Here is a 14,349-nt window from a genome sequence, read left to right as displayed (position 1 = left end):
GCCTAGCTATTACTCCAACTGTTAAAACACTATTAATTATGTTGGGAGCTCTTCTGTTTTTTGGCACGGAGTTTGCGTAGCAAAGGCACGGGCCGTGTTGACAGGGCGCAAGCGAGCGGGAAACGAATGGAAATGGAGCAACATCTCCCTCCAGTCCGACCATCGCCCACCTATCGTGCCCAAAAATCGAACACCGGCCGTTACCGAACATCAGAATTCTAGGGGTGCGACATGCAGGTCAGCCTGCGCCTGGACAGCGACTGCCTCCGTGCTTTTCACCTGCTGCTGCTGCAGCGCCTGGCCGCGCTCGCCGATGTCGAGGTCAGCGTCGACGCACGCCCGGCCGGCAGCGGCATTCCAGGCAGCATAGCCGCGCTGTTCCAGCTTGAAACGGTCATCCACGGCTTGCCCGCGGATGGGTTGGCCAAGCGCCTGCCGCTGTCGGCGCTGGCACCCTTCCAAACGCGGACGCCCGTCTCGCCGGACCTCGTGCTCGACCTCTGCGGGGACGTGCAAGTGGAGGGAACACGCGTCTGGCGTTTGACCTATGACGGCGCCGGCGGCGAAGCCGCCCTGCTGGCGTCGATCCTCGATGGCCGGACCCCGCTGGCCCGCGTCGAGGAGAATGGTGCCGTCGTCGCCGAAGGACGCCTGGGCACCGAATATGGCGGCATCGCGCTTGCCGCCTTCCAGGACATGCTGGCGCGCACGGCAAGCCTGATCCTGGCGGCGGTGACGGGTGCCGCACGCGGTGCCCTGCCCGTCCTGCCCGAGCCGATGGACGGTAGGGCTGCGCCGTCGCTGCCCTCGGCCGGCAAGCTCGGGGTCAGGGCGGGCAAGGCGCTGGCGCGGCGCGTCGCCCAGAAGATCTACCATCTCTGCTACAATGCTCCGCACTGGAAGGTCGGCTGGCGCGAGACCGGAGGGCGGGATCTGTTCGACCTGCGCGCGCATCCGGCATCGGGTTGGCAAGAGCTGCCCGACGACGGCAGCCGCTTCTATGCCGATCCGTTCCCGATCCTTTACCAGGGACAGGTAACCTTGTTCGTCGAGGACTATATCCACCGTCTGGGCCGAGCCATCATCTCCGCCGTGCCGTTCGGCCCGTCGGGGCCGATCGGCCGCCCGGAGCCGGTGCTCGACCTGTCCTATCACCTGTCCTACCCCTTCGTCTTCGAGCGCGACGGCGAGGTCTGGATGGTGCCGGAAAGCTGCGCCAACCGCACGGTGGATCTCTACCGCGCCACCGCCTTCCCCGGCGGATGGGTCAAGGAAGCGACGCTGCTGTCCGATATCGTCGCCAGCGACGCCACCTTGGTCGAGCATGGTGGCTCGTGGTGGATGTTTACCACCGTCCGGGACGGTGAAGGCACTGCCCGGGACGGAGGCGGCGCTTTCTCCGACGCGCTGCATCTGTGGTCGGCGCCGGACTTTCGCGGCCCCTGGACGCCGCATCCCAAGAATCCGGTGCTGATCGATATCGCCTCGGCGCGGCCGGCCGGACGCATGGTGGAGCGCGGCGGCCAGTTGCTGCGCCCGGTGCAGGACTGCCGCAGGAGCTACGGCGGCGCCCTTGGCATCGCACGCGTCACTCACCTTGATTTGAACGGCATGGACCAGCGTGTCGAGACGATCTTAACCCCTGGCGCGCTATGGAGCGGGCGTAAGCTGCACACGCTCAACGAGGCGGGCGGCCTGGAGTTCATCGATGGCTCGGCGGTCGCGCCGCGCTGGAAACAGAAGATCCGACCGTAGTTAACCTAAACATTTGTTACTACCAGCCACCCGTGCTGGTTGCTTGAGGTTGATACGGCCCGGAAGATATTTTCCACCACACTTTGTGGAGACAAAAGGTGACTGGCATGAAGGGCAGCGAGATGACCACCGTCGAGGCTGTCCCGGCCGAAGTCGACGTGGCGATCGTTGGCGCCGGAATGGCCGGCACCACGCTGGCCACCGCCTTGGGAAAAGCCGGCCGCAAGGTGGCGCTGATCGATCCGCACCGGATCCATCACGACGAGTTCCGGGCCGAGAAAATCGGTACCGACCAGATACGGCTGTTCGAGAAGCTCGGCCTCGACGAAACGATCAAACGTCTCGTCACACCGTTTGACGACATTCACGTCTTCCGCCTTGGCCAGCTGTTCGCGCGTGAGCGCAGGCCGGAATACGCATTTTCCTACGGCGCGTTGATCAACGGGCTTCGTGACGCCCTTCCCCCGCAAGTGCCGCTAACGGTCGGCAAGGTCGTCGAGGTCTCGACCGGACCGGACCGGCAGCGCCTGGTGCTGAGCGACGGCAGCGTCATCATCGCCCGCCTGCTGGTGGTCGCCACCGGCTACGGCGAAGCGGTGCGGCGCGCCATCGGCGTCGAACGCGTGGAGCAATCGAAGGCCCATTCGTTGTCGATGGGTTTCGACCTCGCTGTCTCCCAGCGCGACTGCGGCTTTCGGGCCGTCACCTGCTACGGCAGGCGGGCGAGCGACCGCGTAGCCTACATCAGCATCTTCCCTCTCGGCGACAAGATGCGGGCCAACATGTTCGTCTATCGCACCGTGGCCGACCAATGGACGAGGGATTTCCGGGCCGATCCGCAAAAGATGCTTTGCGAGTTGATGCCCGAAATATCGGCACAATGCGGCAACTTCGCTGTCGCAAGTCCCGTCGAGGTCCGGCAGGTCAATCTGACCACGACGCAAGGCCACCGTCGCGACGGGGTCGTCTTCATCGGCGACGCGTTCTGTACGACATGCCCGACGCCGGGCGTCGGCATAGGACGGGTCATGATCGACGTCGATCGGCTCCATTCCGTCCACATTCCGCGCTGGCTGGAAACACCAGGCATGGCGGCTGACAAGATCGGCACCTTCTATGACGATCCGGTCAAGCTAGCTTCCGATGAGGCAGGCATGCGTGTGAGCGTATATGCCAAGCGGATCACCACCGAAACCGGACTGGAATGGCGCGCGCGGCGCCTGCGCAACAACATGGCACGCCGGCTGGTGATCGTCGGCCGCAAGGTGCGCCATTTGGGACTGCGGCGGGAGCCGGGCATGGCATGAGGGCGCTCCCGCCCTCTATCGTCAGAAGCCCCTCCCCTGGTGCTGTCCCAAGGACAGCACCTCTACCCTTCTCCCTCCCCTGCGGCGGAAGGGGAGCGCCGGACCGCTTCCCCAGGGCAATGACATAGCGCTGAAAAAAGGCAAATCCAGTGCCGTTCAGCCGGAACCAGCGGCGCGCAGACAGGTTATGCCCGCAGGAGATCCTGTCATGGTCAAGAACATCGACCGAGCGTTGCAGGATGCCATTCTGGCGATGCGCATCCTTCGCAAATCCATCATTGATCATGGGCACATGGAAGCCATGGCCGAATTTGACGGCTTGATGAGCGTGACCATATCCGAAGCCGAGCGCCAACTTACCAGCTGGCAATCCGGTCATCGCGCCGAGCGATCAGGCCAGGCAAAATCCTGACGCGATCGCTCGCAGCCGGCATCCGGCGGAACCTTGCCGCACACGATTGGTTTTATGGAATGCGACATGCCGCCGGAGAACGAAGTGGCCCGATTGGTCGACAAGAAAAAGCTTGAGAGAGCGGATCGAGAGTCGCGGATCATCCTCGACGCCGAACGAAAGGCCCGCGACGCAAAGACAGCCCGCCTTCGCAAGCAGCGGCTGTCCGCCGAGCCAAGCGGCGAGGAACAGAAGCCCGCACCGCCAAAGCCGCGGGGGTGAGGCGTGCTTTTCCCAAAGCAAACGGCGCGACCGGTCGCGCCTTTGTCACGGCAAGCGAATGCCGTCAGGTCAGCGTTACCGAAAATACAACGGCGGCAGTGACGGCCGAAAGCCGTTCGCGCTTCCGCCAGCTTGGCTTCTCGTATTTCTTCATCAGCTATTCCCCCTTTGTTGGATACGCAGAGAAGACCGGCTTTACCGCCAATGTCAATCGTGCCGGGACGGCTCTCTGATTTTGAGCGAAACGCTCCTGCGCCGAGTAAATCGGTCTACCGTGCTTTTAAATCCGCTAGTCCGGGATAGATTTAGGACCGAGAAAGCGCCACAAGCCGTTTCGGGAGGAGCTTGCCATGTCAGAGACCGCCTTGCCGCTGGTCATCAGCGCGCCGGAGCCGCGCACGCTCGAGCTGATCTTCACGCCGCCGCAGCTGGCGCGGCTCAAGGCGCGTTACCGCATCGTCGAGACGACGCCGGACGGCGTGGCGCGGCTGCCGGCCGAGGTGCTGGCCGAGGCCCGCTACATCGTCGGCCAACCGCCGATCTCGCCGGAGACGCTTGACGCGATGACGGCGCTGCGCTGCGTCTTCAATGTCGAGAGCAATCTCCTCGACAACATGCCCTATGAAACGCTGTTTTCGCGCGGCATCCATGTCGTCACGACGGGCCTGGTCTTCGCCGAGCCGGTGGCTGAACTCGGCTTGGCCATGGCGCTCAACCTTGCCCGCGGCGTCGTCGATGCCGACCTCGCTTTCCGCCAGGGGCAGGAACTATGGGGCGGCGACGGCAACCAGACGGCGCGGCTGCTTTCGGGCGCCGATGTCGGCATCATCGGCTTCGGCGATCTCGGCCGCGCGCTCAACCGCCTGCTGTCGGGCTTCCGCACCCGTACGAAGGTGTTCGACCCCTGGCTGCCGCCGTCGATACTGAGGGAAAATGGCGTCGAGCCGGCCTCGCTGGACGAGGTGCTGTCGCAAAGCGACTTCGTTTTCGTCGTCGCCTCAGTGACTTCCGAGAACCAGGGTTTTCTGGGTGCCGATGCTTTGGCCAGCATGCGAAAGGGCGCTGCCTTCATCCTGCTCAGCCGTGCCGGCGTGGTCGACTTCCCCGCCTTGATGGCGGCGGTGAAGAGCGGCCACATCCTCGCCGCCAGCGACGTCTTCCCCGAAGAGCCGCTGGCAGGCGACCATCCCGTGCGCGCGCTGCCCGGCTTCCTGCGCTCCGCCCACCGCGCCGGCGCCCTCGACATCGCCTTCAAGCGCATGGGTGACATGGTGCTGGAAGACATGGACCTGATCGATCGCGGCCTGCCGCCGCTGCGCTCCAAACGCGCCGAGCGCGAGACAGTGTCGAGGATGCGCTCGAAGCCATCGGACAGGAACTGATGCATGTCGCCCAGGGGCTGACATGGTCGTCGGGACATTACACCCGACCAAAGCGGGCGTCGCCGTTGCGCACGCCTGCGCTGTTCGGGCCGGTCCGTTCAATACTCCGCCAAGCTTCCCCCTCGTACCAAATCGTACGTTGAATCCTCTTTGAGATACCCCTTCGGAGGAGTAGATTAGTCCTGAGGGAGGTAGCGATGGTTGAAAGCCATATAGACATGGCGCAGGCAGCTATCGAAGCCAGCTTCCTGTTACGGCATCGTTCCATTGCTGGAAAAGCCGCCTTTCGCCGCGATTTGGACCATTCCCGGCGCGCGATCGCGCAATCACGCGAGCTTCTGGAACGGCTTCGCCGACGCCATCGCGATAACACCGGCCAAGCCTGGGAAGACGCGGCTCCCGTTGCCGTCTCCGCGTTCGATGCCGACATTCTCCGCGCTGTATTTCGAGATTTGGTCAGGGAAGCGAACCTGCCCGAGTGTCAATGGCGCGATCTGGCCAAAAACCTGGTGTCCGAGTTTACCGGCTGCGAGCGGGTCGAGACCGGCTTGATAGAATGGCTCATTCACAAATAAGCCGACGCTTTTGAAGCGTGAGAGACTGTCGGCGGTTACCGCGGATAGCTGCACCTCCGCAAGGCCCGTTCCCCCCGGGGTAAGCTTCCTGTTGTGATGGAACGATCGCGCCGCCGGCAGGTTTTGCAAATGGCCGGGCGGTGGGAAGCCCGGCGTACTCCAGAAGGCCCGTCACGAGTCGCGTCGGTGGCGGGCCTTTCCCTGTCGGCCCGCAAGCAGCGAACAAAGGGATGGAGCATCCTGTTTTCGCCGGAAATGCTCTAGACTGGCTTGCGGCCAATAAAAAATTGGCCGGGGTCAATCCTCATTGGCCGGACCAACAAGAGGGTCGCGATGCTCAACACGGTCGACTATGGCGGCAAGGAAGCCGATATCGTCCACGCGCTGGAGGAAGACATCATCTTCGGCCGGCTGGCGCCCGGCACGCGCCTGGTCGAGGACGTGCTTCTGGCCCGTTTCCCAGTCTCGCGCCACACCATCCGCCAGGCCCTCTACCAGCTGGAAAGGCTCGGCGTCGCCACGCGCGAGCGCAACAAGGGCGCCATGGTGCGCCGGCTCGCGCCCGAGGAGGTCCGCCAGATCTACGAGGTGCGCGAGATGCTGCAGCGCCAGGCCGCGCTGATGATCCGCCTGCCGGCGAGCGACGCGCTGATCGCGGAATTGACCGAGATCCACCACGTTTACAGCGCCCATGTCGACGCCGGCTATCTCAGAGGCATTCACGAAGCCAATGACCGTTTCCACCTCACCATGTTCTCGGCTTGCGGCAATGCCTATCTGGTGTCCTCGATCGAGCACTATATGCGCCTCAGCCTGCCTGTGCGGGCCAATTCGCTGGCCGACCGGGACAAGCTCGACATCTCGCGCCAGCACCACCTGATGATGATCGAGGCGCTGAAACGCAGCGACAATTGGGTGCTGGCGCAGCTCTGCGTCGACCATCTGCAGCCGAGCAAGGTTTTTTATCTTCAGGAGATCGAAACAGGGCCGGCGGTTAGCGCCGGCTAGCGAACCGGCCGTCGCCGCGACATTGGGTCCTGCGGCCCGCAGGGCGACCAGCTGAGCCGGATCACGTCGCTCATCGAAACCGGCGTCATACGTCCCGTCATGGACCGGACTTTTCCGTTTGAACAGACCAACGAAGCCTTGGCCTATGTCGAAACGGGGCGTGCCAAGGGCAAGGTGGTCGTGAAGGTCAGATAGAGGCGGCCGGGAGGCCGAGACTTTTCACCAGGCCCATGTTCGCCGCGCTCGCCGTTGTCGCAACCGTCGCGCCGAGATGCTTCGCCAGTTGGATAGCAAACGTGCCCACCCCGCCGGAGCCGGGTATGCCGAGACTAAGCAGCCGCAGCACCAGCTTCAGCACGACGTTGAGGCGCCCACATGAACAGGAAGGAATAGTCCACACCGGCGCGTTTGGCCCTGCGGCGCTTGAAAAATCGCTGCGCGTGCTGAAGCCGGGCGGCAAGCTGATATCCATTTCCGGTCCGCCGGATCCCGGGTTCGCCAGGAAGCAAGGCCGCCGATGTCGTCGTCGACTATCGGAAGGACGATTTCGAGAAGGTCCTGCAGGGCTATGACGTCGTCGTGAACAGCCAGGATGCCAAGACGTCAGCCCTGCCCTTTCGACCAGCACCTGCCAGGCGGTCAGACCAACTAAGGGAATGGAAGCGGCTTCCTCCATGCTGAGGTTTTTTGGCTTCAAGGCGACGTCGGCCTCATCCATGGCGATGAATTCGGCGAATGTCCCAATCCGGCCGTCGCGCGGCCTCGCATAGACTTCGTCGCCGGCTTTGAACTTGCGGACCTTCGATCCGGCCCGCACGACAATGCCGGCCACGTCGTGGCCAAGGACGAAAGGCGGTCGATAAGGCACAATGAGTTTGAACTCCCCGTCCCGCAGCTTGGAATCCAGAAGGTTCACGCCGGCGGCGTGGACCTCGACCAGGACATCATTGTCTTGCAATTCCGGCTTCGGCATATCGGCGAGCCGCAGCGCGCCTTTCTTCTCATATTTGTCGGCGACAAAGGTTTTCATCGTACTCGCTCTTTCACGATCGCGATCTTTCCGGAATGCGCTTTCATTTCGATGCTCCAGAGCCCATCAGGGCTAGCTTTCTTCCAGGCGTTGAATTATGTTCGTAATATCATATTATGACCATAATGCAATAGAGGCTTGGGAAGGACAGGACATGCGGTACGAAAAGGGCCGGAAGGACGCATCGCGCAGCGGGATCATGGAGGTCGCCACGCAGCGGTTCCGGAGCGACGGCATCGCCGCCTCGGGACTGGCAAGCATCATGAGCGACGCCGGGCTGACCAACGGCGCCTTCTATCCGCACTTCCCCTCCAAGGCGGCACTTGTCCGGGAATGCGTGGCGGGGGCGCTGGAGGGTCAGTCGGGTCAGATCGCGCAGGCGCTGGCCTCCGGCGGCCTGGCAACGGCCATAGACGCCTATCTGTCGGCGCAACATCGCGACAATCCGGGCACGGGCTGCGCTTCCGCCGCCCTGTTGCCGGAAATCGCGCGGGAGCAGCCGGAAACGCGACAACTCTACACCGAACGCTTGATGACTTTGGTGCGCCAGGTGTCGGCCGCTCTCCCGCCGCATACAAGCGATCCGGAGGCGGTGGCATTCGGTATCTTCGCGACGCTCATCGGCGCGCTTCAACTGGCCCGCGCGGTGGAGGGTGCGGACCTGTCGGATCGCATCCTGGCGGCCGGAGCGGATGCGGCACGGTCGATGGCGCAGCCGCGCGGGGAAGCCGGGCAGGAGCCGGCAGAGACCGGCTTAACCATGGCCGCGAAAACAGAGAGGGAGCGCTGAAACTTTCCGCGAGCCGCCCTCGTTGCTGCGTGATCGCTTTCCGGGCGACGACAATGCCTCGCTGGCTCGCCGGCGAGGCTTTTTTGCCGAGCCGAGACCGCTTCCGGCCCCATCCGCAAATCGCGAAACTGGGAGAAGGTTGCCGAACATAACAAAGTCCTGGACCGCTCTGCCCTGCGTTCGAATTTCTCGAACATTTTAGAACTTTCTGGAATAGGTTTTGGCTTGTTTGAGCAATTTTGACCTGACAATCCGGAACTTCCGGGCAAACTGTTTCGTTAAAAAGCTTGATCGTTGCTTCGACGGTCACAAAGCAACAGGGAAGGATCTCACCATGAACATCAAGATGATCTGTCTTGGCGCGATGGCGCTTTCAATGGTCACCGGTTCGGCTCTCGCGGGATCCAGCAAGGGAACGTCCGCTCTCGATGATCCTGCCAAGATGAAGCCGTTCTACACGGACTCCGGCATGAAGACGATGGTCAGCAACGACGCCTTCGCGAGAGCCTGGAAGGCGCTGACGCCCGAAGACCAGACGGCGATGAGAACCGCCTGCGCTGACGAGGTCAAGAACGCCAACCCCACCAACACGCATCCGGAATTCTGCAGCAGCGTGAAATTGATTGGCGGCAGCTGACAACGCGGCGCGGCCATGGAGACAGCCCCGCTCGCGGGGTTGTCTTTTTGTGACTGCTGACAGGTGCAGGCACTGCCCAGTGGCAGGTGCTTTCGCGGCCACGTCACACCGCTCGAACCCATCGATTCACCGATTTATGGGAACAGGGCTGCGACCTCAGCGTTTATTAGACACACCTTGAAAGAGGAGGTTGTCATGAAAAAACTCTTGCTCGCTTCCGTGATTGCAGTTGCTTCGGCGGTGGCGGTGATGGCCCCCGCGAATGCCGCCAGCATCACGCTCGGCATCGGAAACGGCTATGATGACGATTATTACGTTCCCAGACATCGCGACTACTATGGGGACTATTACCGCGACTACTCCGACTATGGTCCCTATTACGGCCGTCACCACTACCGTTACAGCATGTACGATAACGGCTATCGGCCGCGCTATTACGGCATGCACAGTCGTCGCTGCCACACCGAGGTGGTGAAGCACTGGCGTCATCACCACCGGATCATCGAAAGAGTGCGTGTCTGCCGCTATTGACCGTCCAAATTGATCTGGCCGGCATGCCGTCGGCCGGATCAATCATAGCCGTTGCAGAAGCATTCGGCGGTGTGGGACCACCTCACCGCCCCATCATCCCATAATGCACGGCCAGCAGGTCGAGCCCCACCTTCAGCAGCTTCGCCACCACGTCGCGTCCTTCGCCATTCTGCTCGGCCACGGTCTTCACCGGCTGTTCCAGACACACGACTTTCTGCACGATCGCCGCCACGTCCCAATGCCCGAGCGCCCGGGTCGCCGCGGCATGCGCGCGGCCGGCGTTGAGCACGCTGTCGGCGATGCCGCCGCCGATGCGACCGCCGTCGACGCGCTCCGTCCAGCGCATCGGCTTGATATCAGCCCGCTGGCTGGACTGGAAATGCTCGCGGTAGCGCAGGCCGGCCTCGCGCTGCTGGCGCGACAGCGAGGTGATGCCCAGGAGCGGGTCGACATTGCGCACCCGTACGATGCCGCCGGTGGAAGTGTGGCCGTCATTCGACACCTCGTAGACGCGCCGCGCCTCGGCCGTGCCTGATGTCAGCCGCTTACGGCCGAAGGCATCATCCTTCAGCGCGAAATCATGGCCGACCTCGCGGCGGATGCGCACCTGCTCGGCCTCGCCCTTCGGCAGTTTCGGCGCCTGCGGCCTGGCGGCTTTGGTTTTCTTGGGCATGGATGTGGCTCCTGTTGGGGTGTGTTTCCTTGGAAGGTCGCGATCCTTCGCGCCGACCTGTCGATCGAAACTCCTCATCGCTTCGCCAGCTTTGCAGCCGCCTCGACGCCGCGCCGCGCCAGCAGCTCCCGCATCAAGCGCCGCTCGCGCACTTCGATGCAGAGCTGCGCGCTCGAAGGGCAGAACTGCGCGTTGCCGCTCCTCACCTCGCCGCGCACGAAGCGCTGGATGGCGGCCTGCAAGTCAGCCAGCTCGGCATCCCTGACGGCGCCGAGATAGCCGCGCATCTGCATCTCGACATCAGTCAGGGTGGATTGCGGGAAGCAGGAGAACATTGCCGCCAGCGCCTTCGTCGCCTGCTGCAGTTCGGCCGTGGTCATATCCGCGGATCTCCTCGATGATGGCGTTGGCGGCGTCGCTGTGGGTTTTTGGCCTGATCCAACCCGGCGGTTTCTTGGGCCGGCCCGGGCCGCGCGATCCCGAAGCCGTCCCACGGCCCCCGATCGAAATCCCCGGTCTTTCGCGCGCCCCGTGCGCTGAAAAAGCGGGAGCTTTTTCCATCTGGTTTCTGGATTCTGGAGAATGCCGCATCAAAACATCGGCATTTGCCCCGGCATGCGCCTTTGTTTTCAAGGCGGTGGCGGCCCCACCGCGCGCGCCGGCGGCCGCCCTCGCCTCGCTCTTGAGCCGCGCCTTGCGCAGCTCCTTCGTCAGCCTTTTGTGGCCGATCTCGCCGCTCTCGCGCTCGAAGAAGGCCAGCAGCTCGGCGCTGATCGCCCGCCATCGTTTCAACGGCAGCCGCGCCACGCGCGCCAGCCTGGCGTCATCGTCGGGCAAGCCGCCGCCGGCATTCCACATTGCCATCAGCAGCAGCATGTAGGCGCCGATCTGCTCGGTGGAGAGCTGCAGCGTGTCGCCTGACAAAATCAGAGACGTAGAGCTGCATGAAGGGCCGTTCGCTCATGCCGCGCTCCACGCCGTGCTTCCAGCCGCGCTGATGGAACCAGCCGCCGGTCCGCACGTTATGACGCGTTCCTGCGAACGGGAGGACCGCCCATGACGGCTTTCATGCCGGTGACCCTGCGTTTTTGCGACAACAAGACCATGCTGGTCGGCTCGGTGGCCGATGCGGCAACGGCGCTTCGTCACCAATGGCCCGACAAGACCGCGCCGGCCTATCTCGAGGCAGTTCGGCTCATCCGGCTTGCGGTCGAGGGTACTTGCTGCCCGCGCCCCGCCTTCGAGGCCTTTCGAGAGGCGGCAAGGCAACAGGGCATATTGGTGGCCAAGCCAAGAAGCCGCGCGCATGAGTGGCTCGACGCCGCGGCGAGCCCCTGAGAGGGCGGCGATGCAACCGCTTGCCGGCCTTGTGCGTTTATGAGCGTCGGCTTGAATGCCGCGCCTGGACCGAAGGTGAACGCCGTGGGTACGATGAAAACCGGAGTACCGCTCAAAGTGTCCCTGGACGGACATGTCGAGGAGATCGAAAACGTCAGCGATGCCGCCGATTTCCTGCAGCGCTGGCCCATCGAGCGGCGGGGCCACGTCTATCGTAGCGCGCTCAACGCCTGCAGCGCGGCCATCGCGGCGCAAATCTCGCAGTCCGATGCGATAAAAGTGTTCACCGGCTTTGCCCGCGTTGCCGGCATCCTGGTTGCCGGCGGCGGCCCGGCGACGGTGCTGGAGCAACGAACGGTGCAGAGCCGCCTGCCCAAACAGGGCCGCCAGATACCGAAATAGCGGTGCGGCGCGATAGCTGTTCAAAGCAATTCTCCCAATATTCCCCGGCGATCGGGACTGGCGACGGCACGCAGGAGCGACTTTCTCCCCGTAAACTGGAAGCAGGGACCAAGCTTCACCCGGCCTCGCAAACACGGCGCTGGAAGCGCGCCTGATGATAGGTGCAGTAGCTTTTCATCGCCCTGGTGCGCATGCCGCAGCACAGCATGTCCTGGCCCGGCCGCCCGCCGGACGCACCATTTTGAGGGTCTTCCTCCAGCGCCAGGTCGAGCGGCGCTCGGCAGCGGCTGAACAGGCAGTCGATGAAGCGCATGGCCACGCCATGCGGCTGTCGGCCGATGGGACCACGTGGCGGTGCGGGTACCTTGAAACGGTAGGTTTCCCCATCGGCGATCAGCACGCCCGCCTCGCGCTGGAAAAGCCGTGGCCGGACGGGCGAAGGAGCCCGCTTCGGCCGCGCGGCGGGTTTGGCCGGCTGCAGCGCGGCGCCGGCACGGTTGGTTTCCGCCTTGGCGGCGCGGCGCGCTGCCTTGGCCGTCGCCGCACCGGCCGCCGGCAGGCCCTTGCCATTGGCAAAGCCGATCGCGCCCAGCATGCCGTTGCGGTGGACGATGCCGATAATGGCGTTGCGCGATACGCGCGCGCCACGTTGTGCGCTGAACGCGGCCGCGATCCTCGATGCCGAAAGCCCGTCCTTCAGCCAGGCGGCAATCGCCTGCAATTCGCTGTCGCTGTAGCCTGCCATGTCCGTCTCCATTGCGCGGCCAGCGGCCGCCGCGCACGGCACCGTCAGGCAAGCGTCGGGTTTCGCCCGCGGACGCCATGGGCGCTGCCGGGCTTGGTCCGGCCTGTCGGCCGCTGGGATTGCCGTGGAAGGGCTGCTGTCAGCCCCGCCGGTCGGCCGGCGCGGCGAGGTGCGCAAACCGCGCCCGCGCCATGTCCCCGTCAGGGGCGGAGACCGCCCTGCCCGTCTTGGGCTCGTCAGGGATGACGGTGCCGTCCTGGGTGCGGATCAGGGAACAACCCGCGGCCGGGTCGAATGGGGGGCCGGAGCCGCGGGGAGCGGCGGCTCCGGCCGTTCCGGCCGCCAGTGACGGGCGGACCGGACGCGAGGCCGATGCACCAAGGCAATCGGGCGTCGCGCTTCGCCCCGGCCGGGGAGGAGGCGGCCGGGGCGGAAGGGAAAGGGCAGCCCGGCAAGGCCGGGCTGGAGGCGCTGTCGACTCTGAGGGGTTGAGCTTTTGCATGAGGTGATATAAGCATAACTCAAAAATTGACGCAAGCTATTCTTTCATGGACGAAAGCAGGACTTGTTGGTCACATGAGGCCATGGTGAAAACGCAACTGTCGATCAGGGTCGGGGCCGCGATCCGCCAGGCACGCAAGCAGCGCGGCCTGGTCATGCGCCACATCGCCGAGCACAACGACACCGATGTCGCCGCCGTCGGCAACTGGGAAACCGGGCGCAACCTGCCCAAGACCGAGAACCTGTTGAAGACCGCCGCCTTCCTGCGTGTCGACCCCGTGGCGCTCGGCAAGGGCGAGGTCGTTTTCCTCGACGATGCCGGCCCGGTGGCGGACGCCGAGATCGTCACCGATGCCGGCCCCCTGCCGGCCGGAGCCATGGATATTCCGGTGCTCGGCGCCGCCGTCGGCGGCGATGACGGCGACTTCACCTTCAATGGCGAGCCTGCGGGATACGTCCAGCGTCCGCCAGGGGTCCGCAACCTGCCGAAAGTGTTCGCGCTGCATGTGCTCTCGGATTCCATGGTGCCGCGCTATGAGCCCGGCGACATGATCTATTGCGGCGGCCGCGACGCGGTGCCGGGCGACCATGTGGTGATCGAGACCTTTCCGGAAGAGAACGAGAAGAACGGCAAGGCCTTCATCAAGAAACTGGTCCGGCGCACGGCGGGCGAGCTGGTGGTCGAACAATACAATCCGCCCAAGACGCTGACCTTCAACCGCTACGCCATCAAGCAAGTCTGGCGCGTCATCCCGCTGAAGGAACTGCTGGGGTATTGAGACTCACTTCTTTTGCCCCCCTGTGCGGCGGGCGAGGCTCGTGACTCGCCCAGGGCCGCGGCCTCGCGAAGCTAGGTCGCATGAGGGTTTTTCCCAGGAAAGCCGACGTCTCGCTCCGCTGGAACACCCCTTGTATCTGCACGGAGGAAACTTTGTGCGAGAAGAGCGACTGAGCCTCGAACCGGATGGCCATCCGATTCGAGGCTTGGCGAAGTCGCCCGAC

The 14,349-nt window shown here is 64.0% G+C and carries 18 protein-coding genes and 3 pseudogenes; 15 read left to right on the top strand and 6 right to left on the bottom strand.

The annotated features are described in order from the left end of the window. Positions 1–231 precede the first annotated feature (231 nt). From M653_RS0115760 to M653_RS1000000135635, 9 genes and pseudogenes are all read left to right on the top strand, one after another. Positions 232–1,755 carry a hypothetical protein gene (locus M653_RS0115760; protein WP_027144216.1) on the top strand — a complete coding sequence of 508 codons (1,524 nt, stop codon included), beginning with the start codon at positions 232–234 and terminating at the stop codon, positions 1,753–1,755. A gap of 107 nt (positions 1,756–1,862) precedes the next feature. Continuing rightward, entirely contained in the window at positions 1,863–3,062 is a 1,200-nt protein-coding gene (locus tag M653_RS0115755) for an NAD(P)/FAD-dependent oxidoreductase (protein WP_245262166.1), read from the top strand. Positions 3,063–3,270: 208 nt separating this feature from the next. After that, positions 3,271–3,474 carry a hypothetical protein gene (locus M653_RS0115750; RefSeq protein WP_027144214.1) on the top strand — a complete coding sequence of 68 codons (204 nt, stop codon included), beginning with the start codon at positions 3,271–3,273 and terminating at the stop codon, positions 3,472–3,474. 33 nt (positions 3,475–3,507) lie between these two features. Beyond that, positions 3,508–3,735 carry a hypothetical protein gene (locus tag M653_RS0115745; protein WP_245262156.1) on the top strand — a complete coding sequence of 76 codons (228 nt, stop codon included), beginning with the start codon at positions 3,508–3,510 and terminating at the stop codon, positions 3,733–3,735. Then, positions 3,732–3,968 carry a hypothetical protein gene (locus M653_RS01000000132670; protein WP_032935345.1) on the top strand — a complete coding sequence of 79 codons (237 nt, stop codon included), beginning with the start codon at positions 3,732–3,734 and terminating at the stop codon, positions 3,966–3,968. The genes M653_RS0115745 and M653_RS01000000132670 overlap by 4 nt, the downstream gene beginning before the upstream one ends. A 117-nt stretch (positions 3,969–4,085) precedes the next feature. Continuing rightward, positions 4,086–5,117, top strand: a complete 1,032-nt coding sequence (locus M653_RS0115735) for a hydroxyacid dehydrogenase (protein WP_027144212.1) — start codon at positions 4,086–4,088, stop codon at positions 5,115–5,117. Positions 5,118–5,314: 197 nt separating this feature from the next. Beyond that, a complete protein-coding gene (locus M653_RS1000000135640; protein WP_084636711.1) occupies positions 5,315–5,692 on the top strand; it encodes a hypothetical protein in 378 nt (125 codons plus the stop codon). A gap of 333 nt (positions 5,693–6,025) precedes the next feature. Then, positions 6,026–6,700, top strand: coding sequence for a GntR family transcriptional regulator (locus M653_RS0115725; protein WP_027144210.1), 675 nt, complete (start codon positions 6,026–6,028; stop codon positions 6,698–6,700). Positions 6,701–6,742: 42 nt separating this feature from the next. Further along, positions 6,743–6,895: pseudogene (locus M653_RS1000000135635) on the top strand (zinc-binding dehydrogenase); the annotation flags it as partial. 13 nt (positions 6,896–6,908) lie between these two features. Here M653_RS1000000135635 and M653_RS1000000138230 read toward each other — a convergent pair. Together M653_RS1000000138230 and M653_RS1000000138225 are read right to left on the bottom strand one after the other, a co-directional pair. Beyond that, a pseudogene (locus M653_RS1000000138230) lies at positions 6,909–7,016 on the bottom strand (NADP-dependent oxidoreductase); the annotation flags it as partial. 300 nt (positions 7,017–7,316) lie between these two features. Beyond that, positions 7,317–7,730, bottom strand: a pseudogene (locus tag M653_RS1000000138225) (NADP-dependent oxidoreductase); the annotation flags it as partial. Between the two features lie 154 nt (positions 7,731–7,884). On the opposite strand from M653_RS1000000138225, the gene M653_RS01000000132660 reads away from it, so the two are divergent. The 3 genes from M653_RS01000000132660 to M653_RS0115700 all read left to right on the top strand — a co-directional run bounded on the left by M653_RS01000000132660 (position 7,885) and on the right by M653_RS0115700 (position 9,688). Beyond that, a complete protein-coding gene (locus tag M653_RS01000000132660) occupies positions 7,885–8,520 on the top strand; it encodes a TetR/AcrR family transcriptional regulator (RefSeq protein WP_051442689.1) in 636 nt (211 codons plus the stop codon). A 334-nt stretch (positions 8,521–8,854) separates the two neighbouring features. After that, on the top strand, positions 8,855–9,157 hold the full coding sequence (locus M653_RS0115705; protein ID WP_027144209.1) for a hypothetical protein: 303 nt from the start codon (positions 8,855–8,857) through the stop codon (positions 9,155–9,157). Positions 9,158–9,352: 195 nt separating this feature from the next. Continuing rightward, the gene (locus M653_RS0115700; protein WP_027144208.1) at positions 9,353–9,688 is read left to right on the top strand and encodes a hypothetical protein; all 336 of its coding nucleotides are present in this window, start codon (positions 9,353–9,355) and stop codon (positions 9,686–9,688) included. Positions 9,689–9,770: 82 nt separating this feature from the next. Here the strand turns inward: M653_RS0115700 and M653_RS0115695 are convergent, their stop codons facing one another. The 3 genes from M653_RS0115695 to M653_RS1000000134455 form a co-directional block, all read right to left on the bottom strand. Beyond that, positions 9,771–10,361 carry a DUF6456 domain-containing protein gene (locus tag M653_RS0115695; protein WP_027144207.1) on the bottom strand — a complete coding sequence of 197 codons (591 nt, stop codon included), beginning with the start codon at positions 10,359–10,361 and terminating at the stop codon, positions 9,771–9,773. 74 nt (positions 10,362–10,435) lie between these two features. Continuing rightward, on the bottom strand, positions 10,436–10,741 hold the full coding sequence (locus tag M653_RS01000000132655) for a hypothetical protein (RefSeq protein WP_156938203.1): 306 nt from the start codon (positions 10,739–10,741) through the stop codon (positions 10,436–10,438). Next, a complete protein-coding gene (locus tag M653_RS1000000134455; RefSeq protein WP_245262165.1) occupies positions 10,662–11,219 on the bottom strand; it encodes a DUF1376 domain-containing protein in 558 nt (185 codons plus the stop codon). The genes M653_RS01000000132655 and M653_RS1000000134455 overlap by 80 nt, the downstream gene beginning before the upstream one ends. A gap of 198 nt (positions 11,220–11,417) precedes the next feature. On the opposite strand from M653_RS1000000134455, the gene M653_RS0115680 reads away from it, so the two are divergent. After that, positions 11,418–11,699 carry a DUF982 domain-containing protein gene (locus M653_RS0115680; protein ID WP_027144206.1) on the top strand — a complete coding sequence of 94 codons (282 nt, stop codon included), beginning with the start codon at positions 11,418–11,420 and terminating at the stop codon, positions 11,697–11,699. Positions 11,700–11,738: 39 nt separating this feature from the next. Next, entirely contained in the window at positions 11,739–12,101 is a 363-nt protein-coding gene (locus M653_RS0115675) for a DUF982 domain-containing protein (RefSeq protein WP_027144205.1), read from the top strand. Between the two features lie 115 nt (positions 12,102–12,216). Here M653_RS0115675 and M653_RS0115670 read toward each other — a convergent pair whose 3' ends face one another. Further along, entirely contained in the window at positions 12,217–12,846 is a 630-nt protein-coding gene (locus tag M653_RS0115670) for a GcrA cell cycle regulator (RefSeq protein ID WP_027144204.1), read from the bottom strand. Positions 12,847–13,430: 584 nt separating this feature from the next. On the opposite strand from M653_RS0115670, the gene M653_RS0115665 reads away from it, so the two are divergent. After that, complete coding sequence (locus tag M653_RS0115665) at positions 13,431–14,126, top strand: helix-turn-helix transcriptional regulator (RefSeq protein WP_027144203.1); 696 nt, start codon at positions 13,431–13,433, stop codon at positions 14,124–14,126. Positions 14,127–14,349 lie beyond the last annotated feature (223 nt).

Origin of the sequence: Mesorhizobium sp. WSM3626 (genome assembly GCF_000513935.1) — a bacterium.
GTDB classification, from domain to species: domain Bacteria; phylum Pseudomonadota; class Alphaproteobacteria; order Rhizobiales; family Rhizobiaceae; genus Mesorhizobium; species Mesorhizobium salmacidum.
Note: the sequence above shows the minus strand (reverse complement) of the source record. Positions and strands in the feature narration are given on the sequence as shown.